The organism is Micromonospora sp. SCSIO 07396, from assembly GCF_053667945.1.
The window spans coordinates 3106205-3132350 of the sequence record NZ_CM132210.1 but is presented as its reverse complement, the minus strand read 5'-3'; the positions used below and the strand labels follow the sequence as shown (position 1 = coordinate 3132350).

At 71.8% G+C, this 26146-nt stretch carries 24 protein-coding genes; 12 read left to right on the top strand and 12 right to left on the bottom strand.

Features of this window, described 5'->3' with window-relative positions:
* Positions 1-309 precede the first annotated feature (309 nt).
* On the bottom strand, positions 310-1935 hold the full coding sequence (locus ACWCHM_RS13375) for a glycoside hydrolase family 43 protein (protein ID WP_454222621.1): 1626 nt from the start codon (positions 1933-1935) through the stop codon (positions 310-312).
* A 245-nt stretch (positions 1936-2180) separates the two neighbouring features.
* On the opposite strand from ACWCHM_RS13375, the gene ACWCHM_RS13370 reads away from it, so the two are divergent.
* From ACWCHM_RS13370 to ACWCHM_RS13350, 5 genes are all read left to right on the top strand, one after another.
* Positions 2181-3473, top strand: coding sequence for an extracellular solute-binding protein (locus tag ACWCHM_RS13370; RefSeq protein ID WP_204960192.1), 1293 nt, complete (start codon positions 2181-2183; stop codon positions 3471-3473).
* A 55-nt stretch (positions 3474-3528) separates the two neighbouring features.
* Complete coding sequence (locus ACWCHM_RS13365; RefSeq protein WP_454222620.1) at positions 3529-4527, top strand: carbohydrate ABC transporter permease; 999 nt, start codon at positions 3529-3531, stop codon at positions 4525-4527.
* Positions 4524-5363, top strand: a complete 840-nt coding sequence (locus ACWCHM_RS13360; RefSeq protein WP_454222619.1) for a carbohydrate ABC transporter permease — start codon at positions 4524-4526, stop codon at positions 5361-5363. The genes ACWCHM_RS13365 and ACWCHM_RS13360 overlap by 4 nt, the downstream gene beginning before the upstream one ends.
* Positions 5364-5457: 94 nt before the next feature.
* Positions 5458-6444: a LacI family DNA-binding transcriptional regulator gene (locus ACWCHM_RS13355; protein ID WP_239485909.1), complete on the top strand. Its 987-nt coding sequence runs from the start codon at positions 5458-5460 to the stop codon at positions 6442-6444.
* Between the two features lie 362 nt (positions 6445-6806).
* On the top strand, positions 6807-7547 hold the full coding sequence (locus tag ACWCHM_RS13350; protein WP_454222618.1) for a cellulose binding domain-containing protein: 741 nt from the start codon (positions 6807-6809) through the stop codon (positions 7545-7547).
* 126 nt (positions 7548-7673) lie between these two features.
* On the opposite strand, the gene ACWCHM_RS13345 is transcribed toward ACWCHM_RS13350, so the two are convergent.
* The 4 genes from ACWCHM_RS13345 to ACWCHM_RS13330 form a co-directional block, all read right to left on the bottom strand.
* Positions 7674-8138 (bottom strand): hypothetical protein, encoded by a 465-nt coding sequence (locus ACWCHM_RS13345; RefSeq protein WP_204960187.1) that lies wholly within the window; start codon positions 8136-8138, stop codon positions 7674-7676.
* Between the two features lie 58 nt (positions 8139-8196).
* Positions 8197-9324: a glycoside hydrolase family 53 protein gene (locus ACWCHM_RS13340; protein ID WP_204960186.1), complete on the bottom strand. Its 1128-nt coding sequence runs from the start codon at positions 9322-9324 to the stop codon at positions 8197-8199.
* A gap of 159 nt (positions 9325-9483) precedes the next feature.
* A complete protein-coding gene (locus tag ACWCHM_RS13335; RefSeq protein WP_454222617.1) occupies positions 9484-11727 on the bottom strand; it encodes a M4 family metallopeptidase in 2244 nt (747 codons plus the stop codon).
* Positions 11728-11927: 200 nt separating this feature from the next.
* A complete protein-coding gene (locus ACWCHM_RS13330; RefSeq protein ID WP_204960184.1) occupies positions 11928-12758 on the bottom strand; it encodes a PIG-L family deacetylase in 831 nt (276 codons plus the stop codon).
* A gap of 160 nt (positions 12759-12918) precedes the next feature.
* Here ACWCHM_RS13330 and ACWCHM_RS13325 point away from each other — a divergent pair, with 160 nt between their 5' ends.
* Positions 12919-13542, top strand: a complete 624-nt coding sequence (locus tag ACWCHM_RS13325) for a DUF1349 domain-containing protein (protein ID WP_454222616.1) — start codon at positions 12919-12921, stop codon at positions 13540-13542.
* On the opposite strand, the gene prfH is transcribed toward ACWCHM_RS13325, so the two are convergent.
* From prfH to sthA, 4 genes are all read right to left on the bottom strand, one after another.
* A complete protein-coding gene (prfH, locus tag ACWCHM_RS13320; protein WP_454222615.1) occupies positions 13502-14176 on the bottom strand; it encodes a peptide chain release factor H in 675 nt (224 codons plus the stop codon). The genes ACWCHM_RS13325 and prfH overlap by 41 nt on opposite strands.
* The gene (locus tag ACWCHM_RS13315) at positions 14173-15321 is read right to left on the bottom strand and encodes an RNA ligase RtcB family protein (RefSeq protein WP_454222614.1); all 1149 of its coding nucleotides are present in this window, start codon (positions 15319-15321) and stop codon (positions 14173-14175) included. Before ACWCHM_RS13315 ends, prfH begins: the two co-directional genes overlap by 4 nt.
* 198 nt (positions 15322-15519) lie before the next feature.
* Entirely contained in the window at positions 15520-16731 is a 1212-nt protein-coding gene (locus tag ACWCHM_RS13310; RefSeq protein ID WP_454222613.1) for an ROK family protein, read from the bottom strand.
* Between the two features lie 149 nt (positions 16732-16880).
* Complete coding sequence (gene sthA / locus ACWCHM_RS13305; RefSeq protein WP_204960179.1) at positions 16881-18284, bottom strand: Si-specific NAD(P)(+) transhydrogenase; 1404 nt, start codon at positions 18282-18284, stop codon at positions 16881-16883.
* 87 nt (positions 18285-18371) lie between these two features.
* On the opposite strand from sthA, the gene ACWCHM_RS13300 reads away from it, so the two are divergent.
* Both ACWCHM_RS13300 and ACWCHM_RS13295 read left to right on the top strand, forming a co-directional pair.
* The gene (locus ACWCHM_RS13300) at positions 18372-18659 is read left to right on the top strand and encodes a DUF1905 domain-containing protein (RefSeq protein WP_454222612.1); all 288 of its coding nucleotides are present in this window, start codon (positions 18372-18374) and stop codon (positions 18657-18659) included.
* Between the two features lie 149 nt (positions 18660-18808).
* Positions 18809-20461 (top strand): LLM class flavin-dependent oxidoreductase, encoded by a 1653-nt coding sequence (locus ACWCHM_RS13295; protein ID WP_454222611.1) that lies wholly within the window; start codon positions 18809-18811, stop codon positions 20459-20461.
* Between the two features lie 199 nt (positions 20462-20660).
* Here the strand turns inward: ACWCHM_RS13295 and ACWCHM_RS13290 are convergent, their stop codons facing one another.
* Positions 20661-21002, bottom strand: coding sequence for a hypothetical protein (locus tag ACWCHM_RS13290; protein WP_454222610.1), 342 nt, complete (start codon positions 21000-21002; stop codon positions 20661-20663).
* 115 nt (positions 21003-21117) lie between these two features.
* On the opposite strand from ACWCHM_RS13290, the gene ACWCHM_RS13285 reads away from it, so the two are divergent.
* The 4 genes from ACWCHM_RS13285 (at position 21118) to ACWCHM_RS13270 (ending at position 24188) form a co-directional block, all read left to right on the top strand.
* Entirely contained in the window at positions 21118-22026 is a 909-nt protein-coding gene (locus ACWCHM_RS13285) for a helix-turn-helix domain-containing protein (protein ID WP_454222609.1), read from the top strand.
* The gene (locus tag ACWCHM_RS13280; RefSeq protein WP_454222607.1) at positions 22023-22220 is read left to right on the top strand and encodes a DUF397 domain-containing protein; all 198 of its coding nucleotides are present in this window, start codon (positions 22023-22025) and stop codon (positions 22218-22220) included. Before ACWCHM_RS13285 ends, ACWCHM_RS13280 begins: the two co-directional genes overlap by 4 nt.
* Positions 22221-22422: 202 nt before the next feature.
* Positions 22423-22563: a hypothetical protein gene (locus ACWCHM_RS13275; RefSeq protein WP_454222606.1), complete on the top strand. Its 141-nt coding sequence runs from the start codon at positions 22423-22425 to the stop codon at positions 22561-22563.
* An 80-nt stretch (positions 22564-22643) separates the two neighbouring features.
* A complete protein-coding gene (locus ACWCHM_RS13270) occupies positions 22644-24188 on the top strand; it encodes an NAD(P)-binding domain-containing protein (RefSeq protein ID WP_454222605.1) in 1545 nt (514 codons plus the stop codon).
* On the opposite strand, the gene ACWCHM_RS13265 is transcribed toward ACWCHM_RS13270, so the two are convergent.
* The gene (locus ACWCHM_RS13265) at positions 24172-24771 is read right to left on the bottom strand and encodes a nitroreductase family protein (protein ID WP_239485903.1); all 600 of its coding nucleotides are present in this window, start codon (positions 24769-24771) and stop codon (positions 24172-24174) included. The two genes, ACWCHM_RS13270 and ACWCHM_RS13265, sit on opposite strands and share 17 nt — an antisense overlap.
* Positions 24772-24949: 178 nt before the next feature.
* Positions 24950-26101, bottom strand: coding sequence for a carboxylate-amine ligase (locus ACWCHM_RS13260; RefSeq protein WP_421488497.1), 1152 nt, complete (start codon positions 26099-26101; stop codon positions 24950-24952).
* Positions 26102-26146 lie beyond the last annotated feature (45 nt).

The following is a 26146-nucleotide window of genomic DNA, read 5'->3' as shown; positions in this document are numbered from 1 at the left end:
CTGCGTTCCTTTCCCGAGGCGCGTCGTCGGGTCGACGGCGGCGAGGTGGGGCAGGGGTGCGGTGCGGCCACCGATGCGCGCGGGGGACGGCCGCGCCGGAACCTACCGATAGTTCACTATCGATTTCCGGAAGTCGACTGGAACGTTACGAGTGCTGACCCGCCGGGTCAACCATCGATACTTCCGGAACTCCTGGTCAGGCCGCCGACGCCGAGTCGCAACGTTTCGACGGCGACGGGCTCCGGGCACGACCACGACCGGCTCCACCGGAGCCGGTCGTGGTGCGGTCGGTCGTGGTACGCCCGGCGGTCAGTGCTCCCGGTAGGTGGCCCGGTCGAAGTCGGCGTACCCGCCGTCGCCGCCGAGATCCTGGACCCAGAGCCCGAGGAACGCGCCGGTGAACCCCCACGCGGCCGGCTCGCCGTCGATGATCAGGGCGGCGTGCTCGTCGGAGAGGATGGTCGCGTCCAGCTCGACCGGTAGCTGCTGCCAGCCGGCGCCCAGGTCGTAGCCGAAGCGCACCACCGGCCCGTCGAACTCGGCGCGCAGGCCGACCCGGGTGACGCCGCCGGTGTCCACCGTCAGCTCCGGGTGGGCGGTGCGCCGGCCGTTGTCGGAGCTGAGCAGCTCCAGCACGGTACGGCCGTCGTCCGCGCGGGTCAGGTAGAGGTGATGCCAGTTCAGGGTGTTGTAGTAGGCGGTGATCCCGGCGAGCTGACGGTGGTCGACCGGGTCGAACTCGACGACGGTCTCCAGGGCGCACCGGGTCGCGCCGACCCGACGGGCGACCAGGCTGGGGGCCTGCCGTCCCACGGGGGACTGCCCACCGTGGACCCGCAGGTGCGACGGGCGGGACCGCAGGTCGATCCAGTCCGGGGCGGCCGGCCGGCGCAGCGTCGACCACGCCGGGCCCAGCTCGTCGGTGTCGAAGTCGTCGGTGGCGGGCTCCGCCGGCCACGGGTGCGCCGGCAGGTCGGGGGCGTCGACCTCGTCGGCGGGCACCCCGCCGGGAATCCGGGGCCAGCCGCCGGTGGGCCACTCGACCCGCTGGATCGCCGTCTCCCGGCCCAGGACGCAACTGCCCAGCGGGGAGTAGGGGCGACCGACCAGGTGGGCGAGGTACCACCCGCCGTCGGGGGTGCGGACCAGGCTGCCGTGGCCGGCCTTCTGCAACCGCAGGTCGGGCCGGCCTACCGAGGTCAGCAGCGGGCCGTCCGGGTCCACCTCGTACGGTCCGAACAGCTCGCGGGAGCGGGCCACGGTGACCTGGTGTTCCCAGCTGGTGCCGCCCTCCGCGGTGATCAGCCAGTACCAGCCGTCGTGGCGGTAGAGGTGCGGGCCCTCGGTGACCCCGACCGGGGTGCCGGTGAACAGGATGCGGGGCCGGCCGACGAGCCGGCGCGTGGCCCGGTCGTACTGCTGGATCTCGATGCCGCCGAAGCGGTCCCGGCCGGGCCGCCAGTCGGCGCTCATGGCCAGCAGCCAGGTGGTGCCGTCGTCGTCGTGGAACAGCGCGGCGTCGAAGCCGCGCCCGTGCAGCTTCACCGGGTCCGACCAGGGGCCGGTGATGTCGGGCGCGGTGATCAGGAAGTTCTGCGGATCCCAGTAGCCGCTGGCGAAGCTGGCCACGTCGCTGTAGACGAGGTGGAACTGCCCGTCGTGGTAGGTCAGGTCGGGTGCCCACACGCCGTTGGAGTCGCCGCAACCGCGCAGGTCGAGCAGGCGGCGGTCGGTGATGATCCCGCCGAGCGGTCGCCAGTGCACCAGGTCGCGCGAGTGGTGCAGGCGGACCCCGGGGTACCACTCGAACGTCGAGGTGGCCAGGTAGTAGTCGTCGCCGACCCGCAGGATCGACGGGTCCGGGTGGAACCCGGCGAGGACGGGATTGCGGATCGACCGGGCAGCGGTCGCCACTTCAGCGGTGTCGGTCGACACGTGCACTCCTCGGGGCAGCTCTCGAAACTTTCGAAATCAGGTCCGTGCTCGGTGAAGCCCTGCACACGCTAGCCGTTTTCGCCGCGATAGGACAGAGGTCTTGACCCGCGTGGAAACAACTCGTAGCGTGCCCGCCATCGATCGGTAATACCGGCGACGCTCTGAAAGTTCCGGAGATACACGTTTCGAATCCCGCCGGCCCGGCCGGCGCCCGAGCACCTCGTGAGTCCCTGAAGGGATGGATCATGACAGCGCACCTCTCCCGCAGATCGCTGCTCGGCCTCGTCGGCGCCGGTGCCGGCGCGTACCTGCTCAGCGGCTGCAGCGACGACGCGTCCGACGACCCGGACGCGCCCCAGACGATCAACTGGTGGCATATCCAGAACACCGAGCCGATGCTGCCGGTCTGGGCGGCCGTGGCCCAGGAGTACCAGGGCGCGCACAGCAACGTGAAGATCGAGATCCAGCCGCTGGAGAACGAGGCGTTCAAGGCCAAGCTGACCACCGCCACCCAGGCCGGCTCCCCGCCGGACCTGTTCCAGTCCTGGGGTGGCGGGGTGCTCAAGCAGCAGGTCGACGCGGGCCTGGTCAAGGACCTCACCGAGACCGTCGCCCCGTGGAAGGACACCCTGCTGCCGCTGTCCCTGGAGCCGTACACGGTGGACGGCAAGATCTACGGGGTGCCGTTCGACATCGGCATGGTCGGCTTCTGGTACAACAAGGACCTCTTCGCCCGGGCGCAGATCACCGCGCCGCCGGCCACCTGGGCCGAGCTGCTCGACGTGGTCCGCAAGCTCAAGGCCGCCGGGATCACCCCCGTGGCGCTGGCCGGCAAGGACAAGTGGCCGGCCCACTACTACTGGGCCTACCTGTCCATGCGCATCGGCGGGCTCGGTGCCCTCCAGCAGGCCGCCAAGGACAAGAACTTCGAGACCCCCGACTTCGCGGCCGCCGGTGAGCGGCTCAAGGAACTGGTCGACCTCCAGCCGTTCCAGAAGGGCTTCCTCGGTGCCGAGTACGGCTCCCCGGACGGTCAGGCCGCCACCATGGGCAACGGGGGCGCCGCGCTGGAGCTGATGGGGCAGTGGGCACCGTCGGTGCAGGCGTCCAGCTCGACCAGCAAGAAGGGGCTCGGCGACAAGCTCGGCTTCTTCCCCTTCCCGGCCGTCGACGGCGGCAAGGGCTCGGCCACCGAGGTCTTCGGCGGTGGCAACGGCTTCGCCGTCGGCAAGGACGCCCCGCCGGCCACCATGGACTTCCTCAAGACGCTGCTCAGCGTCGACGTCCAGCGCCGGAGCGCGAAGACCGGCGCGGTGCTGCCGACGGTCAAGGAAGCCACCGACGCCATCGCCGACCCGAACAACAAGATCGTCGCCGAGAGCCTGGCCGCCGCCACCGGCTTCCAGCTCTACCTCGACCAGGCGTACCCGCCGGCCGTCGGCCAGCAGGTCAACGACAGCGTCGCCGCCCTGGTCGCCGGCAGCAAGTCACCGGCGCAGATCCTCAAGGACATCACCCAGGTGGCGAAGACCCAGTAGTGACGTCCCACCCCCACCGATCACCAGCCGCCGGCGAGAACTGAGTGGAGCAGGCATGACCACGCCATCGATCCTGTCGAACGCGGGACCCGGCGGCCGAGTGACCGAACCGTCGGGGCCGGGGCCGGGCGGCGGACGCCGTACCGGCCGCCGGCCCCGGCCGGGCCGCCGCCGTGCCCTGGCCATCTTCCTCACCCCGTCCCTGCTGCTGTTCCTGCTGCTGGTGCTGGCGCCGATCGTGGTGGCCAGCTACGCCAGCCTCTACAAGTGGAACGGCTTCGGTCTGCCCGAGAACTTCATCGGGCTGGACAACTACACCCGGGCCTTCGCCGATCCGGTGTTCCGGGGCGACCTGTGGCACGGGCTCGTGCTGATCGTGCTCTCCCTGGTCGTCCAGTTGCCGGTCGCGATGGGCCTGGCGATGCTGCTCAACCAGCCGCTGCGGGGACGCGCCATCTACCGGGTGATCTTCTTCGCCCCGTACGTGCTCTCCGAGGTCACCACCGCGGTCCTGTTCAACCTGGTGTTCTCGCCCAACCGGGGGTTCGGTGACGCGATCTCCCGGTTCCTGGGAGCCGACGCGGGGGCCGTCTTCGCCGACCCGGACACCGTCCTGTACGCCGTCTTCCTGGTGGTCTCCTGGAAGTACTTCGGCCTCTACATGATCCTCTTCCTGGCCGCCCGGCAGAACATCCCCAAGGAACTCAACGAGGCGGCGGTCACCGACGGGGCCAGCGCGTGGCAGGCGTTCCGGCTCGTCACCCTGCCGCTGCTCGGCCCGACCATCCGGATCAGCGTGTTCCTGTCGGTCATCGGCACCATCCAGCTCTTCGACATGGTCTGGGTGCTCACCGGCGGCGGTCCGATCCACGCCTCGGAGACCATGGCCGTGACGATGTTCCAGTTCGGCTTCCGCCGCTTCGAGGTCGGCTACGCCAGCGCGATCAGCATCATCATGTTCCTGCTGAGCCTCGTCTTCGCCCTCATCTACCAGCGCGTCGTGCTGCGCCGGGACACCGAGGGCGCCCTCACCGTCCAAGGAGACCAGCGATGACCAGCCCGGCGAACCCGGCCCAGCGGGCCCGCCGCCTCCTGTTGCACCTCGTCTGCATCGCCGTCGGCGCACTCATCGTCGTGCCGGTCTGGTTCGGGGTGATCGGCGGGTTCAAGGACAACGGGCAGCTCTCCACCAACCCGCTCGGCCTGCCCGACCCGTGGGTGCCGAGCAACTACGTCGAGATCTTCACCGCCGGGGTGTTCTGGCGCAACGTGGGCAACAGCGTCTTCATCGCCGTGGCCAGCACGTTCGTCGTGGTCGCCGCGGCGGCGATGGCCGCGTACGTCTTCGCTCGGTTCGCCTTCCGGGGGCGGGAGTTCCTGGTCACCATCTTCGCCATCGGGCTGATGTTCCCGTTCGCGGTGGCGATCCTGCCGCTGTTCATCCTGTTGCGCGGGATGGGGCTGCTGGACAACCCGCTCGGGGTGATCCTGCCCCAGGCGGCGTTCGGCCTGCCGATCACCATCATCATCCTGCGGCAGTTCTTCCGGACCATTCCCGGCGAGGTCGAGGAGGCGGCGACCCTCGACGGCTGCGGCCCGTTCGGCTTCTTCTGGCGGGTGCTGCTGCCGATGGCCCGTCCCGCCCTGGCCACCGTGTCGGTGCTGGCCCTGGTGAGCAGCTGGAACAACTTCATGCTGCCGCTGGTGGTGTTCACCGACCAGAGCTGGTGGACCCTGCCCCTCGGCGTCCAGGCGTTCCAGGGGCAGTACTCCGACGACACCGCGAAGGTGCTCGCCTACGTCGTGCTGTCGATGATCCCGGCGCTGGGCTTCTACGCCATCGCCGAACGTCAGCTCATCGGTGGGCTCTCCGGCAGCGTGAAGGGGTGACCCCGACCTGCTGCGATAGCCTTCTGCGACCGTAGTTCCCCCGACCGAAAGGGCGACCGTGGGCTCCGAGAACGGCAGGAACGTCACCATCGCGATGATCGCGCGGTTGGCGGGCGTCTCCGTGCCCACGGTCTCCCGGGTGATCAACGGCCGGTCCGACGTCGCCCCGCAGACCCGGGAACGGGTGGAGGAACTGCTCACCCGGCACGGCTACCGTCCCCGCTCGGCGGCGCGACGCACCCAGTCCGCCCTGATCGACCTGGTCTTCAACGACCTGGACAGCCCGTGGGCCGTGGAGATCATCCGTGGGGTGGAGGACGTCGCGCAGGCCAGCGGGGCCGGCACCGTCGTGTCGGCCATCCACCGGCGCACCTCGTCGGCCAAGCAGTGGCTGGACAACATGCGCACCCGCTCCACCGAGGGGGTCATCTTCGTGACCTCGATGGTGGAGCCGCCGTTGCAGGCGGAGTTGCGCCGGCTACGGCTGCCGGTGGTCATCGTCGACCCCGCCGGGGTGGCCCCCCAGGAGGCCCCCACCATCGGCGCCACCAACTGGGCGGGCAGCCTGCGCGCCAACCAGTACCTGCTCGGCCTCGGCCATCGGCGGATCGGCTTCATCGCCGGCCCGCCGCAGCTGATGTGCAGCCGGGCCCGGATGGACGGCTACCGGGCCGCGCTCGACGCCGCCGGCCTCGCCATCGACGACCGGCTGGTACGGCCCGGGAACTTCTACCACGAGTCTGGCTACACCGCCGGCATGCACCTGTTGGGTCTGCCCGAACCGCCCACCGCGATCTTCGCCTCCAGCGACCAGATGGCGCTCGGCGTCTACGAGGCGGTCCGCAAGCGTGGCCTGCGGGTGCCCGACGACGTCAGCGTGGTCGGCTTCGACGACCTGCCGGAGGTCCGCTGGTGTTCGCCGCCGCTGACCACGATCCGTCAACCGCTGGCCGAGATGGGCATGCTGGCCGCCCGTACCGTGCTGCGGCTGGCCCGGGGCGAGACGATCGAGAGTCCGCGGATCGAACTCGCCACCGACCTGGTCGTCCGCGACAGCGCCGCCCCGCCGCGTAACCGCTGATCCGACCCGTTCTGGGTGATCGGTCGGACGGCGGCGCGGCACGCCCGTCCGGCTGGCACGCCGGCCGGCCGGGCGGGCATTGCATCGACAGTCATCGAATGCCAGACTGTTCTGACGTCGTCACGCTCGGGAGCCAGCGTGACCACTCGTGCGCCGATCCGTCGGACACGCGGGGCGACCGCGCCACCCCGCGCCGGGCAGTCCGCGACGGTGACCACCGGCCGGTCGCCCCGCCCGTGTCGTCCGGCACCACCCGGTCCACGGCCGCCGTCGGTCGCGCAGAGATCACCCACCCCTCACCGCCCGGCACCCCAGGCCCGTCCCGGCCGCCGGTGCCCCCCGCAACCCTCTCGGAGGTACGGATGCTCCGCACGCTCGGCGTGGTGCTGGCGACCACGACCCTGACCCTGGCCGGTTGGGCCGGCACGCTCACCGGCGCCCAGGCCCAGCCGGCGCTCTCGGCCACCCCCCTTCCCACCCCCACCTACGCCTGCCCCCCGGCGCTGCCGGTCTCCGGGCAGTTCGTGTCGGCCAGCGCCACGAGCATCACCGTCCGGTACTCGATGATCATGACCCCGCCGTGCGGCTACAACCCGCCGATGACCCTGGTCCTCTTCGCCAGCCGGGAGGACGCGACGGCGTGGCTGAACCCGGTGGCCTCGGCGGTGTCCGGCCCGGAACGGCAGGGGGACATCACGGTCACCGGGCTGACCCCGGACAGCGACTACTGGTACCGGTTCAGCGCCGGGGAGAAGCACGACCCGTACGTGCTCAACGGGCCGGTCCGCACGCTGCCGGCCGGGTCGGCGTCGTGCCGGGCGACGATCACCATCGACAACGGTTGGACCGGCGGGTACGCGGCCACGGTCACCGTACGCAACACCGCCGAGGAGACGCTCAACGGCTGGCAGGTCACCTGGCGGTGGTTGGGCGACGAGCGCATCTCGGCCCTCTGGAACGGCGTGCTCACCATCTCCGGTGCCGACGTCACGGTGCGCAACGCCTCGTGGAACGGGACGCTGGCCCCGGGTGGCAGCACGACCTTCGGCATGCTCGTCTGGACCAACGCGCCGGGCCCGCTGACGCTGAACTGCGGCCGGTGACCGTCCGGCGGGTGACGGTCGTGCCGGCGCGCGGGCACACCACACGGCACTGAGGCGCACACCGGTGTGCCGCCACCCACCCGGTTGGCGGCACACCGTCGGTCCGGCCCGCCACCCATCGACCCGTCAGGCGGTCAGCGACTGCCTGATCCGCGCGTACTCGGCGGCCATCTCCGGCGTGGCCAGGAAGTCGTCGAGCGCGGCCGAGACCCGGTAGTCGACCTCCTCGACGGAACGCAGGGCGAGTTCGTGCAGCTCGCCGCGCCGGTGCTCCTCCAGGTAGCTGGTCCAGTGTTCGAGGGCCGACAGGGCGATCAACAGGCCAGGATCCATGTCGCCGTCGGCGAGGATGCCCTCGTCGATGCGGTCGAGGTGGGCGCGTAGCTCGCTCGCGTCGGCCGTGGTGATCCGCTCCCGCGCGGCGGTCAGCGCCGCCCAGGCGTCCTCGTCGAGGTCGTCGGTACCGGCCTCGTCGATCAGGTCGGCCTCCAGCAGGCGGGTGACGGTCGCCAGCCCGAAGGCGTGCAGGGCGTCCTCGTCGGCCGCGTCGACCAGCTCACGGATGGCCGCTTCGCACTCGTCGTATCGCACCGCGCCAGGGTAGTGCCCGGTCGGCGGGCCACCGACGGTGGCCCGCCGACCGTCCGGCCTACGGCCGCCAGCGGATGTTCGGGTTCACCTGGCCGGTCCAGTTGAAGATGGCCATGTTGTCCCACTGGTTGCCGGTGCCGTTGATGTTCGCCGGGTCCCAGCCGTTGCCGGGCACCGCGTACCAGGTCGGTTCCCAGTAGAAGACGCCGATCGCGCCGGCGTTGCGGGCGGTGTCCTGCACCCAGGAGAACTCGGTGGCCTGGCCGGTCCAGCTCGCCTGGTGCCCCGCGCAGGGTTCGGTGCCGTTGATCGCGTTGGCCTCGTAGTCGGCGTTCGCGGCGGTGAACGGGTACGCCGTCTCGGTGAGCACCACCGGTTTGCCGTACCGGGTGCGGACGTCGGTGATGACGTTGTAGAGGTTAGCCAGCGTGCCGTGCCACATGCAGTAGTACGACAGGGCGGTCAGGTCCCACTGCACGCCCTTGGCCCGGATGCCGTCGTAGAACCAGCGGGCGTGGTCCATGCTGTCCGCGTTGGCGGTGTGGATGATCACCTGGGTGCCGCCGTTGCACGCCTTGGTGGCCTGGTAACCGGCCTTGAGCAGCAGGCTGAGGTTGGTGAAGTCGTTGTTGACGACCTTGCCGTCGTTCCACAGCATGCCGACGTTGATCTCGTTGCCGATCTGCACGCTGTCCGGGGTGGTGCCCTGGTTGCGCAGGCTGGTGCACACGTCGTAGGTGTAGTCGTAGACGTCGGTCTGGAGCTGGCCGATGCCGTGGTTGGCCCAGGCGGCCGGCTTGTACTGCTTGCCCGGGTCGGCCCAGGTGTCGGAGTAGTGGAAGTCGATCATCAGCTTGAGGCCCTTGGCCTTGACCGTCCTCGCGTACGCCAGCACCTTGGCCTTGTTGTTCCAGCCGCTGGCCGGGTTGTTCCAGACCCGCAGCCGGACGTAGTTGACGCCGACGCCCTTGAGGATGTCGAGCGGGTCGCGGGCGGTGCCGGCCGCGTCGTAGTACCGCGCGCCGAGGTCCAGGCTGCGCTGCACGGAGGAGACGTCCGCGCCGAGCATGGTCAACGTGTTCGCGGCCGACGCCGGCGTCGGCGGGCCGAGCAGGGCGGCGGGCAGGGCGACCGCCGCGAGGAACGCGACGGCCCAGGCCCGCAGGCGGGAGCGGTACGGAGTCATCCGGACCTCCTCGGTGGTGGGGTGGTGGTGGGGGAGCTGCCGGCGTCGGGACGGCGACACCAATAGATAAACATGACTATAGCGGGGTGGGTTCGGGTCGCCGACGCGTGAGCGGGCCACCCGGGAAACCCCGGATGGCCCGCCCGTGTCGCCGATGCGTCAGAGGTTCAGGCTCCAACTGTTGAGGTAGCCGGTGTCCAGGCTCGCCGCGTCCTGCACCCGCAGCCGCCAGGTGCCGTTCGCCGTCTCCGAGGAGAGGTTCACGGTGTACGTCTGGTCGATGTTGTCGGTGCTGCCCCCGGAGCGGTTCTGCAGCGTGTACACGCTGCCGTCCGGGGCGATCAGACTGACCACGAGGTCACCGATGTAGGTGTGCACGATGTGCACCTCGACCTTGCTCGCGGTCGACGGGGTCGCCGCGCAACCGCTGATCACGATGGTGCTCTGCACCGTCGAGTTGTCGGCGATCGGCACGTCGGTGCCGTTGCTGCCGGAGCAGCCCGGCAGCCCGTTCACCGTCACGTTCAGCGTGGTCGTGCGGGCCACCGAGGGGGCGGTGCCCACCACCGTGATCGGCACCGTGCCGCTGCCGGCGGTGGCGGCGGCGGTGACCGTGACGGTGGTCGACCCGCCGGCGGTGACCGAGGCGGGGGAGAACGACACGCTCACCCCGGCCGGCAGCGGGCCGGTCGAGAAGGTGACCGTCTCGGCGGTGCCCCGGATGACCGTGGTGCTGACGGTGGCGGAGCCCGAGGTGCCCGGGTCGAGGGTCAGCGTCGTCGGGGAGACCGCGACGGTGAAGTCGTTGGCGGCGCACGACTCGGTGCCGGTGACGTTCACCGCGGTCCAGGCGGCCATCACGGCCTTGTACTCGGTGCTGCACAGGCCGTACAGGTCGGTGGCGGCCGACAGGGTGTGGATCCGCGCGGTGTTGGTCGGCTGGGCGGTGTTCACGTAGCGGGTGTTCGACACGAAGTACGCGTCCAGCGCCCGGAACCAGATCTTCTCCGCCTTCTCCCGGCCGATCCCGGTCACCGGCGGGGCCGACCCGCACAGCGGCGAGGTGCCGTACGGGGTGACGCCGGAGCCCTCGGCCAGGTTGAAGAAGAAGTGGTTGGCCACGCCCGAGGAGTAGTGCACGTCAAGGCTGTTGGTGCTGGTCGACCAGCAGCCGTGCGACGAGCCGTCCAGCGTCGGGTTGTACATGTAGCGCAGCGGCGCGCCGGTGCCCCGGATGTCGATCTTCTCGCCGACCTCGTAGTCGCCGGGGTCGACCGGGGTGTTCGCGTAGAACTCCACCATGTTGCCGAAGATGTCGCTGGTGGCCTCGTTCAGGCCGCCGGACTCGCCGGAGTAGGTCAGGCCGCCGGGGACCACGTTCTCGGTGACGCCGTGGGACATCTCGTGGCCGGCGACGTCGAGGGCGACCAGCGGCTTGGCGTTGCCCGTGCCGTCGCCGTAGGTCATCTGCGCGCCGTCCCAGAAGGCGTTGACGTACGCGTTGCCGTAGTGCACCCGGCTCGGCACGCCGGTGCCGTTGCCGAAGATGCCGTTGCGCCCGTGCACCTCGGTGAAGTAGTCGAAGGTCGTGGCCGCGCCGAAGTGCGCGTCGACGGCGGCGGACTGCCGGTTCGAGGCCGCGCCGGTGCCCCACACGTTGTCGGCGTCGGTGAAGGTGGTGCAGGTCGACGTGCCGTTGTTCATGTCGCAGGTACGGCCGTTGCCCCGGGTCGGGTCGATCATGCTGTAGGTCGACCCGGACAGGGTGGTGTCGATCGCGACCGGGCCGGCGTAGATGCTGTTGCCGGTGCCGACGACGGACTCGATCTCGTCGTAGGAGCCGATCCGGGCCCCGGTGAGCGCGTCGCTGATCACGTGCAGCTTCGAGGGGGTCTGCCCGTCGGGCGCCCAGCCGGTGACCACGGTCTCCCAGGCCAGCCGTCCGGTCCCGCTGCTGGCGTCGACGAACAGCTCCGCCGCGCCGGTGCCGGTGATCCGGCCGGAGAATGCGGTGGTCGCCGCCTTGCCGGCCTTGGCGGCGCTGACCTTCGGGGTGGTGGCGAGGCTCAGCGGCGCGGCCAGGCCGACCGAGCTGCCGGCGTAGTCGCCGTCGGCCCCGGTGCGGATGACGACGTCGCCGCCGTAGACGCGGAGCCCGTCGTAGGTGCGGGTGTAGCGGACCGCGCCCCGGCCCTGGGCGTCGCGCCTGCTGCTGTGCACGGCGTAGCGGTCCTTCGCCGACGACCTGACGTCGCGGGAGTGCTCCTTGAGCGCGGTGTCGGCGGCGGCGACCAGCGATGGTCCCGCGGTGGAGGGCGGAGCGGCGGACGCGCCCGTGGTGGTGACCACGAGACCACTGCCGACCAGCATGGTGACGCCGGCCAGCGCTAGGGCTGATCTCAAACTGACCTCCCCGATCCGAGATGCTTTCGCATCTTTCGATGACGCGATCATCGTCGGCTGTGGAGAGTCTGGGAAGACGGTTGTCGATGGATAACCATACCGAGTTGTCCATCTTTCCGAGGTGATGGCCGGCGGGTCACCCCCCGGGGTGTTCCGTCCCGGTTACAGCTGGAACACCCCGGCAACAATCGCCGGACCGGTCAGCGCAGACCGGCGAACAGGTCGTCCTCCGGCAGTGCCGCCCCGGTGGTGTCGCGGACCCGGACGAAGGTCTCCCGGCCCATCAGCTCGACGAACCGGTCCCGGCCCATCCGCAGGAAGAAGATGTTCTCGGTCTGGCTGGCGTGGGCGGCCAGCGCGTCGAACTTCTGGTTGCCGTAGCTGCTGGTGTCCACCCAGGTGGTGATCTCGTCGTCGGGCAGGCCGAGCTGCGGCCCCGGTGCGTCCTGCGCGTCCGGCTCGGCCCACTCGACGCCCAACTCCTTCATCACCCGGCCGAACTCCGCGAACGCCGTGCGCGGCACCGTGGTCCAGTAGACCTTCGCCGGGATGTCGGTCATCTCGACGGCGGCCATGGTGATCCGGTGGGCCTGGATGTGGTCGGGGTGGCCGTAGAAGCCGTTCTCGTCGTAGGTGACCACCACGTCCGGCCGGTACCGACGGATCAGCTCCGCCAGCCGCTGCGCCGCCTCCGCCACCGGCGTGGTCCAGAACGCGCCGGGCGACTCGTTGTTCGGCCAGCCCATCATCCCGGAGTCGGCGTAGCCGAGCGTCTCCAGGTGACTGACCTTCAACGCCGCGCAGCTGGCCTCCAACTCGGCCTGCCGCATCGCCACCACCGCCGCCGGGTCGTGCCCCGGCTCGCCCGGCTTGACCCCGCCGGGGCCGTCGCCGCAACCACCGTCGGTGCAGGTCACCAACACCGTCGTGATGCCCTCCGCCGCATACCGGGCCAACACGCCACCGGTGCTCGTCGCCTCGTCGTCCGGGTGCGCGTGCACCGCCATCAGGGTCAGACCTCGCTCTACCATGCCCTCACCCTAGGCGGCCCGGCCGACGACGGTGCGTACCGGCCCGGTGCGGGAGCCGGGGGTCGGCGTCCGCCGGTCCCGCTGTTCCCGGTCGCGCACCGTCACCCGGACGCGCCACCGGGGCGACGCGCGTGGGGGGCCGCGGCGGATAATGGCTGTCATGACCACCACCCGCACCGTCCCGGGTCTGCCGTTCGCCCTGTCACCGTCACCCGAGGCGGCGTGGACGATCGTCGAGGCCGACGGCGTGGTGACCGGCTCGGCAGCCCCGCGCAGCGACATCTTCATCGACCCGGCGGCGGGTGACCCGGCGGTCGGGGCGACCCTCGACGCGGCGACCCTGCTCGGCCTGCCCCCCGACGGTGACTTCCAGTTCAGCGCCCGGGTCACCGTCGACTTCGCGGCCACCTACGACGCCGGGGTGCTGCTGCTCTGGGTCGACGAGCGGCACTGGGGCAAGCTCTGCTTCGAACTCTCTCCCGACGGCGAACCGATGATCGTCTCGGTGGTCGCCCGGGGCGCCGCCGACGACGCCAACGCCTTCGTCGTCGACGCCCGCGCGGTCTGGCTGCGGGTGTCCCGGATCGACCACGCGTTCGCGTACCACGCCTCGGTCGACGGGCGGACCTGGCGGATGGTCCGCTACTTCGGCATCGACGGCGCGGCCACCGCCGCCACGATCGGCCTGGAGGCGCAGTCGCCGACCGGCGACGGCTGCCGGGTCGTCTTCGACAACCTCCGCTTCACCCGCGACCGGCTGGCCGACCTGCGGAACGGCTCCTGACACCGGCCCCGGTCGCGGCGGGCGGCCGGGGACGTTCGACCCGCACGGCGTCGCCCCGGACGAGTTCGTCGTGCAGGCGTCGGCGGGCGGCGGTGACGGCGCGGCCGGCACGCGCGTCACCCTCGGCGAGACGCTGCCGCAGCAGACGCAGCGCGGCGGCGCGGTTGAGGCTGAACTGCCGTTCGCTGTCGACCACCACGACGGTGCCGGAAGGGCGGTGGGTCGCCCGCGCCGCCGTGCTGGCCTTGTTCCGGTGCTGACCGCCCGGTCCCCCGGTACGGCAGGCGACGACGTACACGTCGGCCTCGACGAATGCGGTGCTCGGGGTGTCCACCCGGCACGGTCGGGCGGTGACGTACCAGTTCTTCCGACCGGTCCCCGGCCGGTACGGGCTGGGCGCCTGCCAGCACAGGGTGCCCGTCCACCCGGCGGCGAACGTCGCCGCGTCGGGCCCGTCGAGCCGGAGCAGGACCGACCGGTAGGTGCCCGGTCGGTCGCCGGCGACGGACTCGACCCGATGGCTGTCCACCCCGTGCCGGGCGGCGTCGGCCGCCAACCGGCCCAGCAGCCGGGCCACCGCCCACTCGCACTCCTGTGGACCGCGCCCGGCCGACAGTAGCAGGTGGACGCTCACCTACGACCCCGCCGACGCTCGTCCCGGCGGTCCGGCCCAAGGTCGGGCGTCTTGTAGGTGACCAGCGGGACGGTGCTCGCCACCGGGGTGGCCAGGTCGTGCGCGACGAGGTCGGCGATCACCTGCTCGATGCGTTTGTAGGCCGTCGGCGCCTCCTCGAACAGCAGTTGCCGGTCGCCGCACACCACCAGCGAACCCACCGGCGTACGCCGCAACTGCGCGACGGTGTGCTTGGCACGGCCCCGGCGCAGCGCGTCGGCGCGGGACATCTTCCGCCCCGCGCCGTGCGCCACGGAGTGGTTGGCCGCCGGGCCGGCGTGCCCGGCCACCAGGTACGACGGGGTGCCCCGGGTGCCGGCGACCAGCACGTCCCGGCCGTCGCCCGGGGCCGCCCCCTTGCGGTGCAGGTACTCGCCATCGCGGACCTCGACCAGGTTGTGGCACTGGTCGACGACCGGCTCGGTGGGTTCGGCCCCCAGGGCGTGGGCGACCCGGGCGGCCAGCACACGCCGGTTGAGCGCGCCCCAGCGGACCGCCTCGTCGTGCCGCGCCAGGTAGCCGGCCGGGTCGGGGGCCGGCCCCGCGCCGTGGGCCTCGGTGTGCGCCCGCAGGATCCGCTCGCCCAGGCCCCGCGACCCGCTGTGCACGACGAGCACGAGGTCACCGGCGACGAGCCCGAGCCGGTCCGTGTGGTCCGCCGCGAGGACGGTGTCGATCCGGGCCAGTTCGACGAAGTGGTTGCCCCGACCGACCGTGCCGAGCCCTTCGACGTGACCGGCGGGCGGCCCGCCGGGCGCGACGGCCCAGGCCGGGTCGTCGGGGTCCGGCGACCGGTCCAGGTCCGGGAACCGGGCGGCGATCCGCTCGGGTACGGCCCGCTTCAGGCCGATCGGGAAGACGGCTATGCCGCACCCGATGTCGGAGCCCACCAGGTGCGGGTAGAGCACGGTCGAGGCCATCGCCGCGCCGATCGGGGCGCCCTTGCCCGGGTGCAGGTCGGGCATGGCGGCGACGTGCCGCATGCCGTCGAGTGCGGCCACCTGGTGGCACTGCCGCACGGCGTCGGACTCGATCCAGCTCTCGGGGGAGGCGAAGACGGTGACGGTGGCCGTGGTCGGGGACGGCGGGGAATGCTGTGCGGACACGAATGCTCGTTTCGGGTGACGGGAACGACGGACGGCACGCGGCGGCACGATGGCAGCCGGCGGCACGATGGCGGGCGGCGGCGCGACGGCGCGGTGGCGCGGCACGGGCGTGCGGGATGCGGGGGTGTCCGTCAGTACGTCATGCCCGTCAGCCTGGCCCACCGGACCGCTTCCGCCAACCGGTTTTCGGCCGGCCGCTCAGCCGACCGGCGTCCCCAACGGGTCGGTGAGCAGCCGGGTGAAGCCGAGTTCCGCCGCGCCGACCAGGGTGGCGTCGTCGCCGAGGGCGGACACCCGCAACCGCGCCCGGGTACGCGAGACCGGCAGGACGTTGACGGCGATCCGCTCCCGCACGTGCGCCGCCGAGCCCCGGTACACCTCCCGCAGCATCCCGCCGAAGATCACCATGCCGGGGTTGAACAGGTTGATCACGTTCGCCACCCCGATACCGAGCCAGTCGCCGACGGTCCGCAGCGCCTCCCGGGCCGCCGGATCGCCCCGGTCCGCCGCGTCGACCACCTCGCGGACCGCGTCCCGGCCGATCCGGTCGCGGGGCCGACCGGCGGCGTCGAGCAGCGCCCGCTCGCCGACCTCGGCCTCCAGGCAGCCGCGTGAGCCACACCCGCAGGGTCTGCCGTCGTACGGGTTGACCAGCATGTGACCGACCTCGGAGCCGTACCCGCCGTCGCCGCCGAGCAGCTCGCCGCCCACGATGATCCCGCCGCCGACCCCGACGTCGCCGTGCAGGTAGACCAGGTTGTCCACCCCGACGCCCACCCCGCGCCGGTGCTCGGCCACCGCGCCCAGGTGGGCCTCGTTGCCGACCAGGACCGGCAGGCCGAGATCGAGCCGGCGGGCCAGCTCCGCGCCGAACGCCTGGTCCACCCAGCCCATGTCCGGCCCGAAGCGCACCATCCCGTCGCCCGGCCGGATCATCCCGCAGTATGACGCGCCGATCCCGACGCAGGCCGCCCCCGACGCCGCCGTGGCGTGCAGCTGCCGGCCGAGGTCGGCCAGCACCCGCACGACGGTGTCCAGGTCGACGCCCGCGCGGGCCCGGCGCGCCTCGCGGCGATCCTGGATCGCCCCGCCCAGCCCCACCCGGGCTGCGACCAGCCGGTCCACCGCGATGTCGAAGGCGATCACGTAGACCCGGTCGGCGGCCGGCCGGACCATCAGGGACGGTCGCCCGGCCCGCCCGGTCAGCTCGGCGGAGTCCTCCCGCACCAGGCCGGCCGCGACCAGTTCCGTGGTGAGCGCCAGGACCGTGCTGCGGTTGACGCCCAGCCACTCGGCCAGGCCGGCCCGCGACACCGGGCCACCGAGATGCACCCGCCGCAGCAACGCCCCGAGGCTCCGGCGGCGGCTGTCACCCGGCGACTGCCCGTCCACTGTGGGACTTCTCGGCATCACGGCGGGCCCTGTCGATCGGCTGCTGACTACCCGTCGAGCGTAGTCGCCGACCTGCCGTGCGTCACCCCGCGTGCCGGGGCCGGTGACCGTCCCCACCCACCGGTGCGGGTCCCGCAGGATCGCGGTGCCCGCACCGGGCGGGCGGGTCAGCCGTCGATCCGGGTGATGTTGCGGATCTTGTTGGCCGCGTCCAGGGCGGCGACCTTGTACGCCTCGGACAGGGTCGGATAGTTGAAGACCGTGTCGATCAGGTAGTCGACCGTGCCACCGCAGCCCATCACGGTCTGCCCGATGTGGACGATCTCGGTCGCGCCGGTGCCGAACACGTGCACCCCGAGCAGCCGGCCGTCCTGCGGGGAGACGAGCAGTTTCAACATGCCGTACGAGTCGCCGACGATCTGCCCCCGGGCCAGCTCGCGGTAGCGGGCGATGCCGACCTCGAACGGGGTGGAGCTGTTGGTCAGCTCCTCCTCGGTCTTGCCGACGAAACTGATCTCCGGAATCGTGTAGATGCCGATCGGCTGCAACTCCTGGAGTTCGCGGGCCGGCTCGCCGCAGGCGTGCTGCGCGGCCATCCGGCCCTGCTCCATCGAGGTGGACGCCAACGCCGGGAAGCCGATCACGTCACCCACCGCGTAGATGTGCTCCACGCTGGTGCGGTAGTGCTCGTCCACCGCGATCCGGCCACGCTTGTCGGCCTCCAGGCCCGCCGCGTCCAGGGCCAGGTCGTCGGTCTGCCCCTGCCGGCCGGCCGAGTACATCACCGTGTCGGCGACGATCTTCTTGCCGCTCTTGAGGACGCACAGCGCCGCGTTCTGGTGCTTCTCCACTGCGGCGACCTCCTCGCCGAAGCGGAACGTCACCGACAGGTCACGCAGGTGGTACTTCAGCGACTCGATGATCTCCTCGTCGCAGAAGTCGAGCATCCGGTCCCGGCGTTCCACCACGGTCACCTTCGTGCCCAGCCCGGCGAACATCGAGGCGTACTCCATGCCGATCACGCCGGCACCGACCACCACCATGCTGCGCGGCACGGCCTGCAGGTTGATCACCCCGTCGGAGTCGACGATCGTCCGGTCGTCGAAGTCGACGCTGTCCGGGCGGGCCGGCCGGGTGCCGGCGGCGATGACGGCCTTGTCGAAGGTGATCCGGGTGTCGTGGCCGGAGCCGCCGTCCACCCAGATCGAGTGCGGGTCGGCGAACCGGCCGGTGCCGGTGATCAGCGCGACCCGGTTGCGGGCAAGCTGGTTGCGGATCACGTCGGTCTGCCGCTCGATCACGTGCTGGGTGCGGGCGGCCAGGTCGGCGACGGTGATCTCCTCCTTGACCCGGTAGCTGCTGCCGTACAGGTCCCGCTGGCTCAGGCCGGTGAGGTAGAGCACGGCCTCCCGCAGCGTCTTGGAGGGGACGGTGCCGGTGTTGATGCACACCCCACCGATCATGTCGCGGCGGTCCACGATGCCGACCCGCCTACCGAGCTTCGCGGCGGCGATCGCCGCCTTCTGACCGCTGGGCCCGGAGCCCAGCACCAACAGGTCGTAGTCATACACGGCACCTAGCCTCGCAAGGTGCCGCAACTTCCGCCAGTCGTGATCGTCCCGGTGGCCGGGACGGGGCGCTGTTCCTATCCTGACCCGGTGGAACTGGCGTTCAGCGGTGAACTGTGGTGGTGGAAGGGGCCGGCGCCCTGGCACTTCGTCACCGTCCCCGACGACGAGTGCGCGGCGCTGTCGGCGGCGTCCGCCTCGGTCAGCTACGGCTGGGGCATGGTCCCGGTCACCGCCCGGATCGGGGCCACCAGCTGGCGGACCTCGCTGTTCCCCCGCGACGGGCGCTACCTGGTGCCGGTGAAGACCCGGGTGCGGGCGGCCGAAGGGCTCGCGGTGGGCGACCGGGTGGCCGTGCACCTCACCGTCGACGTCTGAGCACACCGGCAGCCCGCCCCGCGCGGACCCGAAACCCGCGACCGCCAGGCGGGTCGGCGCAGGTCGGCGCTACGGTGGGCCGGTCGCCCCACCGCGCCGGGCCGCCGGGCGACGCCGCACGCGACGAGGGGACAGGTGACGGCGACGTCATGACCGACTACGGACACGAGCTGCTGTTCGGCGGCTTCCTCACCCCGGACGCCCGGCAGCCGGAGCAGGTCGTCGCCCGCGCCCGGCTCTGTGAGCAGGTCGGCCTGGACCTCGTCACCTTCCAGGACCACCCCTACCAGCCGGGTTTCCTCGACACCTGGACGCTGATGTCCTACCTGGCGGCGGCGACCAGCCGGATCAGGTTGGCCGGCAACGTGCTCAACCTGCCGCTGCGGCAGCCGGTGGTGCTGGCCCGCAGCGTCGCCAGCCTCGACCTGCTCAGCGGCGGCCGGGTCGAGCTCGGCCTCGGCGCGGGCGCGTTCTGGGACGCCATCGAGGCCAACGGGGGCCGACGGCGTACCCCCGGGCAGGCGGTGGACGCCCTCGACGAGGCGATCCGGATCATCCGGGAGGTGTGGGCCGCCGACCGGCGCGGCGGGGTACGCGTCGACGGCGAGCACTACCGGGTGGTCGGCGCGAAGCGCGGCCCCGCCCCGGCGCACCCGGTGGGAATCTGGGTCGGCGCGTACAGGCCTAGGTTGCTGCGGCTGGTGGGGCGGACGGCGGACGGCTGGCTGCCGTCCCTGGCGTACCTGCCGAACGGGCCGGCCGACCTGGCCGGGCTCAACGCGCTGGTCGACGAGGGCGCGGCGGCGGCCGGGCGGGACCCCGCCGGGGTACGGCGGTTGCTGAACGTCTCCGGTCGGTTCACCGGCACCGGCGCGGGCTTCCTCGACGGGCCGCCCCGGCAGTGGGTGCGGGAGCTGACCGACCTGGCGTTGGAGCACGGCACCTCCGGGTTCGTCCTCGGCACCGACGACCCCGCCAGCATCCAGCTCTTCGCCCAGGAGGTCGCCCCCGGCGTCCGCGAGCTGGTCGCCGCCGAGCGGGCCGGCTCGACGTCGGCCACCCCGCCGCCGGGGGAGGCGACCGGCACGGCGGGGCCGACCGGGGCGACAGAACCGACCGGTGCGACGGAGCCGACCGGTGCGACGGGACCGGCGCAGGGGCGGCGGGAGACGGTCCGGGCCGGGGGCGTGGCGGGGCTCGCGGTCACCCCCACCCCCGCACCGCAGGTACGGCACAGCGACCACCGGCTCTGGGACGAGTCGACCCGGCCCGTCGCCCCGCCCGCCCCGGCCGGGCACGTCTACTCCCCACAGGCCCAGGCCGTCGGCGGGCACCTGGTCGATGTGCACGACCACCTACGCCGGGAGTTGGGCGAGATCCGCGACCTGCTCGACCAGGTCCGCCGGGGGGTGGTCTCCGCCGGGGACGCCCGGGGCGCGCTCAACCGGATGACCCTGCGGCAGAACAACTGGACGCTGGGGGCGTACTGCGCCGCCTACTGCACGTTGGTCACCCAGCACCACGGGTTGGAGGACGACGCGATCTTCCCGCACCTGCGGCGGGCCGATCCGGGGCTGGTCCCGGTGATCGACCGGCTGGAGCAGGAACACGTGGTCATCCACGACGTCGTGGAGGGCGTCGACCGGGCCCTGGTCGCGCTGATCGGGGACCCGGGGCGGCTGACCGGCCTGCAGCAGGCGGTGGACGTGCTCACCGACACCCTGCTGTCGCACCTGTCCTACGAGGAACGGAACATCGTCGAACCCCTGGCCCGGTTTGGCTTCTTCCCCGGCCAACTCTGACCGCCGCGGCTCGGGTCGTCGGGCAGGTGCACCCGTCGCCCGCGCAGCTGGTCGGGTGCCGGCGGCGGTGACCCCACCACCAGCTCAGCCCGGCGAGTCCGGCCAGGCTCACGGCGACGCCGGGCAGGAGACGGACCGCACCGGCGGCGTGGCCGGTATGGTCGACCGGCCCCCGCCGGTGTGTCGACCGGGCTGGCGGTCAGCAGGCGTCCGGCGGCGGCGCTGGTGGGGCGAGCACCTCGCTGCCGGACCAGTCGATGTACTCCTCGCTGAGGGACCGGTCGGGCTCGCCGTCGTCGTCGAGGGTGCCGTACGAGGCGTAGAACCGACCGAAGCCGTACCCGCAGGTGGTGAAGGTGGCCAGCGCCCACGGTCGGAGGTTGGCGGGCAGCTTCTCCGGATAACGGCGGTCGACGGTGACCTGGACGACGCCGAGCAGGTCGTAGGACTGCTCGAAGGTGCCGGCGTCGAGCACCCGGCACAGCGAGAATGCGTGCGGAACCCGCTGCTGCTGGTGCACCCAGCGACCCACCTGTTCCAAAACCGTTCCTTCCTGATGTTGTCGGCTTGACTTCGAGGATGCACCCGAGTCAACTTGATATCAAGAGTATCGCCATGAATACTCATCGTTGGTACTGCTGGCGGAAGGAGTGGTCATGTCCGGAGGGTCCTCGGCCTCGTTCGACAGCCGAGAAGGGTTGGCGCAGTTGGCGTCCTCACCCGTGGTACAGGCGTGGGAGTTGGGCATGCGGCTGCGTCAGCGCCGAGAGGAGGTCGGCTTCACCGCAGCGGCGGCCGGTCGCGCGATCGGCATCATCCAGGCGTACGTCTCCGGTGTGGAGGCCGGGCGGGTCAAGCTACCGGCCCGCCGGCTGGCCCAGATCGTCGAGGCGTACGAGTTGGAGCCGGAGGACGCCGCCGAGTTGGAACAGTTGCGGGCCGGGGCGGCCCGACGCGGCTGGTGGCACGAGTACTCGCAGCTCTTTCCGGCGGAGTTCCTCCGCTTCCTCGGCTACGAGGCCGGTGCCGACCAGATCCGCAGCTTCCATCCGGAGGCGATCCACGGCCTGTTGCAGACCGAGGCGTACGCCCGCGCGGTGATCCGGGGCGGCACCACCACGATCCGGTTGACCGAGGTGGACCGGCGGGTCGGGGTCCGGATGGCCCGACAGGCCCGGCTCGACGGTGAGCACCCGCTCCGGATCAGCGCGGTGCTCAGTGAGGGCGCGCTCCGTCAACAGGTCGGCGGCCCGGCGGTGATGCGCGCCCAGCTCGACCACCTCGTCCGGCTGGCCACCGAGCGGCCCGAGCAGATCGAGATCCGGGTGCTGCCGTTCACCGTCGGGGCGCACCCCGCCTTCGGCGGCCCGTTCCAGGTGTTGTCGTTCCCGTCGCCCCGGCTGCCGGACCTGGTCTGGCAGGAGAACCTGACCTCCGTCGACATCATCGACCAGTCCGTTCGGGTGACCGACTACGTGGTCACCTTCGCCGAGACCCGGGAGCTGGCGTTAGGCTCGGACGACTCGGTCGAGCTGATCCGCCGGATCGCCAAGGAGATGATGTGACCCTTCCGCAGCGTGACTGGTTCAAGTCGTCCCGCAGTTCCGACAACGCCAACTGCGTCGAGGTGCGGTTCGCCGGTGGCGAGGTGGGCGTACGCGACTCCAAGGACCGCAGCGGCCCCACCCTCGCCTTCACCGGTGGTGCCTGGGCCGGGTTCACCCGGGCGATCAGGTCGGGCGCGGCCCCGGGCCGCTGACCGTTATTCCGCCGTGCTGCCCGGCCAGCCGGGACGCCACTCGGCGGGTGACCGGGTTGCCGGCGGGCCGGCGGTGCAGGGGTGTCGGCGTTCGGTGCGGGGTGCCATAATCGGTGCGGGTGCCCGTGGCTGTCGCCATCGGCTCCGGGGGGCGCCTCCGCACCGCGCGGACGGCGTGGACCGACCCCCCTCGGAGGCCACCGTGGACACCATCTACCTCGCCGATCTCGTCGACCTGCTCGACAGCCTGCTGCAACTCGGCGCGGCGGCGCTCAGTCTCGCCGCCGCCGTCGTGGTCGTCCGTGCTGGCCGGTCGGGTCGGCAGCGCGACGACCGATCCTGACGGGTGCACCGCCCCATTGACACATCTCGTGGTCCACTCCATCGTCGGAGCAACCGCCTCCGCACCGAAGGGTTCACCTGATGGTCGACACCACGCACACGTACGTCATCGTCGGAGCCGGGCCCGCCGGCCTGCAACTGAGTTACTACCTTCAGCAGCAGGGCGCCGACTACCTGACGCTCGAACGTGGCGCCGAGCCGGGGGGCTTCTTCCGGCGGTTCCCGCGCCACCGCCGCCTGATCTCGCTGAACAAGGTGCACACCGACAGCAGCGACCCCGAGATCCGACTGCGGTGGGACTGGAACTCGCTGCTCAACGACGATCCGGAACTGCTGTTCCCGAACTTCAGCCAGGAGTACCTGCCGGCCGCCGACGACCTGGTGCGGTACCTCGCCGAGTTCCAGCGGGTACACCAGCTCCGGGTCCGCTACGGCACCACCGTCGAGCAGATCTCCCGCGACGACGACGGGTTCACCGTCCGTACCGACCGGGGTGTCGTACGGGCGCGGTGCCTGATCGTGGCGACCGGCTGGGGGCGGCCGTTCGTGCCGGACATCAAGGGCATCGAGCACGCCACCGGTTACGAGGAGATGGACGTCGACCCCGACCGGTACGCCGGCAAGCGGGTCCTGATCATCGGCAAGGGCAACTCGGCGTTCGAGACCGCCTCGTCGCTCCTGGGCAAGGCGTCGATGGTGCACCTGGCCAGCCGGCAGCCGCTGCGGCTGGCCTGGAACACCAAGCACCCGGGCGACGTCCGGGGCCAGTACGGCGCGATCCTCGACAGCTACCAGTTCAAGACGCTGCACTCGGTGCTCGACTGCACCATCGACGAGATCCGGCCTGTCGACGGCAGGTTCCGGGTCTCGATCACCTACACCCACGCGCAGGGCGAGACCGCCGAACTCGACTACCACGAGGTGCTGCGCTGCACCGGATTCCGGATGGACACCTCCCTGTTCGACGCCTCCTGCGTCCCGGACATGGTGCGGGACGGCCGGATGCCGGGCCTGCGTCCCGACTGGCAGTCGAGCAACGTCGACGACCTGTACTTCGCCGGCACCATCGCCCAGGCGCGGGACGTGAAGCACGCCTCGTCGCCGTTCATCGACGGGTTCCGGTACAACCTGCGTACCTTCACCCGGCTGCTGCGGGAGCGGTACGACGACGTGCCGCTGCCCGTGGGCACCGTGTCGGGCGAGCCGGCCTCGCTGACCAAGGTGATGCTGGACCGGGTCAACTGGAGTTCGGCGCTGTGGACCCAGTTCGAGTACCTCTGCGACGTCTTCGTCCGCGACGACGCCACGGGCGACTTCCGGCACCACGAGGACCTGCCGGAGGACTACGCCGTGCAGCGGTTCGCCGACTCCCCGCACTGCTACACCCTGGCCCTGCGCTGGGGCCGCGACGACTACGGCGACGTGTTCGCCATCGAGCGGCACCCGACCCCGGACCGGGCCCGGGAGAGCGCCTTCATCCACCCGGTGATCCGGCGGTACCGCCACGGCGAACTGGTGGCCGAGCAGCACCTGCTGGAGGATCTGCTGGCCGAGTGGCGGCGGCCGGACCGGCACGTGGAGCCACTGGTGCGCTTCCTCAGCCGGGACCTCACTGACGGATCATGATCTCGTCAAGCGGTTTGCGGGCCAGGTCGGGCACCCGCGCATCCGGCGCGGGGTACCCGACCGGCAGCACCAGGTTCGGTCGTTCCTCCGGCGGGCGTCCGCACACCTCGTTGAGGAACCGCATCGGGCTGGGTGTGTGCGTCAGGGTGGCCAGACCGACCTGGTGCAGCGCGGTGATCAGCAGGCCGACCGCGATGCCCACGGACTCCTTGACGTAGTACGGCTTGGGGCTGTGCGGCCCCTGGTGCACCTCGAACACGACGATGACGGCGGGTGCGGTCTCCAGGAACGGCTTCTCCCAGTCGGTGCCGAGCGCGGCGATCGCACCCAGCCACTCCTGCGGCGCGCGCCGCTGGTAGAAGTCGCGTTCCTCGGCCTCGGCCGCCGCGCGCAGCCGGCGCTTGCGGGCCGGATCGGTCAGTACGACGAACCGCCACGGCTGCACGTTGGCCCCGCTGGGGGCGGTCGAGGCGGCCCTGATCGCCGCCTCGATCACCCCCTCGGGTATCGGGTCGGGAGCGAAGTCGCGCACCGACCGGCGGCGGGCCATCTGTTCGGCGAACGCCTCCGCCGCGCGGACCATGTCCGCTGCCGGACGGCGTTCGAGTCGGATCGGAACGGTGGGTAGCTGGACCGTGTCGGCCATCTGTCGCCTCCCTGGCAGAGCCGCGGCCGGACCCGGTCGTGTCCCACTCCACAGTGGACGCGGGGACCGCGCGGGCCGGCTGCTCCCAGCATTTCCGAGGCGGGCCGGTTCGTCGTTACGCCAGTGTGCTGTCTTGCCCGCCGGGCCCGTCCGCGGCGGTCGCGGCGACCAGCGCGGCGACCACGTCGGTGAGCCGGCCCCTGGTGGCCGCCGCCGCCCGCTGCCGGGCCGCGCCGTCGCCGTCGACCGCCAGCCCGGCCAGCCACCGTTGCACCCGGGGGCCGTCGCCGGTCTCCTCCAACGCCGGCCGGGCCAGCTCGACCAGTTGCGCGGCGAGCACCCCGGCGGGCAGCAGCCGGCCGGTGCCGACCTCGACGCCGTGGCCGCACATCCCGTCGCGTGCCGCCCGCCAGTACGCCAGCCGCATCAGATCCGGGTCGGTGCGGGGCCCCTCGTCGCCCCGCTCGACGGCCGTCGCGGCGACCATCGCCAGGGCCCGGACCAGCGCCGCGAACCCGGCGGACTCGGCGGCGGTGATCGGCATGTCGGCCACCCGCACCTCAAGGGTGGGATGGCGGGCCGACAGCCGCAGGTCCCAGAAGATCGTCCCCGAGTCGACCATCGCGCCCGCGTCGAGCAGCAGGTCGATGTGTGCGTCGTACTGCCGGGCCGAGGTCAGGAAGGGCGGTGGCCCGGCCACCGGCCAGCGCTGCCAGGTCAGGCTGCGCCAGCTCGCGTAGCCGGTGTCGCGTTCGCGCCAGTAGGGCGAGTTGGCGGTGAGCGCCAGCAGCACCGGCAGGTGCGGACGGAGGTGGTTGCCGACCAGCACCGCCCGGTCGCGGTCCGGCTGCTCCACGTGCACGTGCACCGCGCAGATCGCCAGGTCGTCGTGCAACCCCCGGTAGGTGGCGTTGCCCCGGTCCTGCCGTGGCCCCTGGGTGATCGGCGGCGGCACCGCCGGGCCGAGCACCGGAGAACCGGTGGCGACCACCCGCAGCCCGTCCCGACCCGCCGCCGCCTGCAACGCGCCACGCGCCCCGACGAGTTGCGCGTGCAGCTCCGCCACCGCGTGGCAGGGCTCGGTACGGGTTTCGATCTGCAACTCGGTGATCTCGCCACCCACCCGGCCGCCGAGCTCCGCCCGGGCCCGGTCGACCACCGTGGCGGCCTGCGGCGTCACCTCGCCCCGCTCGGCGTCGACGACGAGGAACTCCTCCTCGACGCCGAGCCGGGGAATGGACGACCCTGACCGCTGTGCCGTGCTCATGCGCGCGTTCGACCCCTGCCCGTCGGTCGCTCGCCGACAGGGGGT

Bases quoted from the DNA above. Each gene is read 5' to 3' on its own strand.
- ACWCHM_RS13370 (WP_204960192.1), top strand. From the start codon at position 2,181: ATGACAGCGCACCTCTCCCGCAGATCGCTGCTCGGCCTCGTCGGCGCC.
- ACWCHM_RS13260 (WP_421488497.1), bottom strand. From the start codon at position 26,101: ATGAGCACGGCACAGCGGTCAGGGTCGTCCATTCCCCGGCTCGGCGTC.
- ACWCHM_RS13265 (WP_239485903.1), bottom strand. From the start codon at position 24,771: ATGGTCCGCGCGGCGGAGGCGTTCGCCGAACAGATGGCCCGCCGCCGG.
- ACWCHM_RS13295 (WP_454222611.1), top strand. From the start codon at position 18,809: ATGACCGACTACGGACACGAGCTGCTGTTCGGCGGCTTCCTCACCCCG.
- ACWCHM_RS13340 (WP_204960186.1), bottom strand. From the start codon at position 9,324: ATGACTCCGTACCGCTCCCGCCTGCGGGCCTGGGCCGTCGCGTTCCTC.
- ACWCHM_RS13365 (WP_454222620.1), top strand. From the start codon at position 3,529: ATGACCACGCCATCGATCCTGTCGAACGCGGGACCCGGCGGCCGAGTG.
- ACWCHM_RS13355 (WP_239485909.1), top strand. From the start codon at position 5,458: ATGATCGCGCGGTTGGCGGGCGTCTCCGTGCCCACGGTCTCCCGGGTG.
- ACWCHM_RS13330 (WP_204960184.1), bottom strand. From the start codon at position 12,758: ATGGTAGAGCGAGGTCTGACCCTGATGGCGGTGCACGCGCACCCGGAC.
- ACWCHM_RS13270 (WP_454222605.1), top strand. From the start codon at position 22,644: ATGGTCGACACCACGCACACGTACGTCATCGTCGGAGCCGGGCCCGCC.
- ACWCHM_RS13310 (WP_454222613.1), bottom strand. From the start codon at position 16,731: ATGCCGAGAAGTCCCACAGTGGACGGGCAGTCGCCGGGTGACAGCCGC.
- ACWCHM_RS13350 (WP_454222618.1), top strand. From the start codon at position 6,807: ATGCTCCGCACGCTCGGCGTGGTGCTGGCGACCACGACCCTGACCCTG.
- ACWCHM_RS13285 (WP_454222609.1), top strand. From the start codon at position 21,118: ATGTCCGGAGGGTCCTCGGCCTCGTTCGACAGCCGAGAAGGGTTGGCG.
- ACWCHM_RS13325 (WP_454222616.1), top strand. From the start codon at position 12,919: ATGACCACCACCCGCACCGTCCCGGGTCTGCCGTTCGCCCTGTCACCG.
- ACWCHM_RS13360 (WP_454222619.1), top strand. From the start codon at position 4,524: ATGACCAGCCCGGCGAACCCGGCCCAGCGGGCCCGCCGCCTCCTGTTG.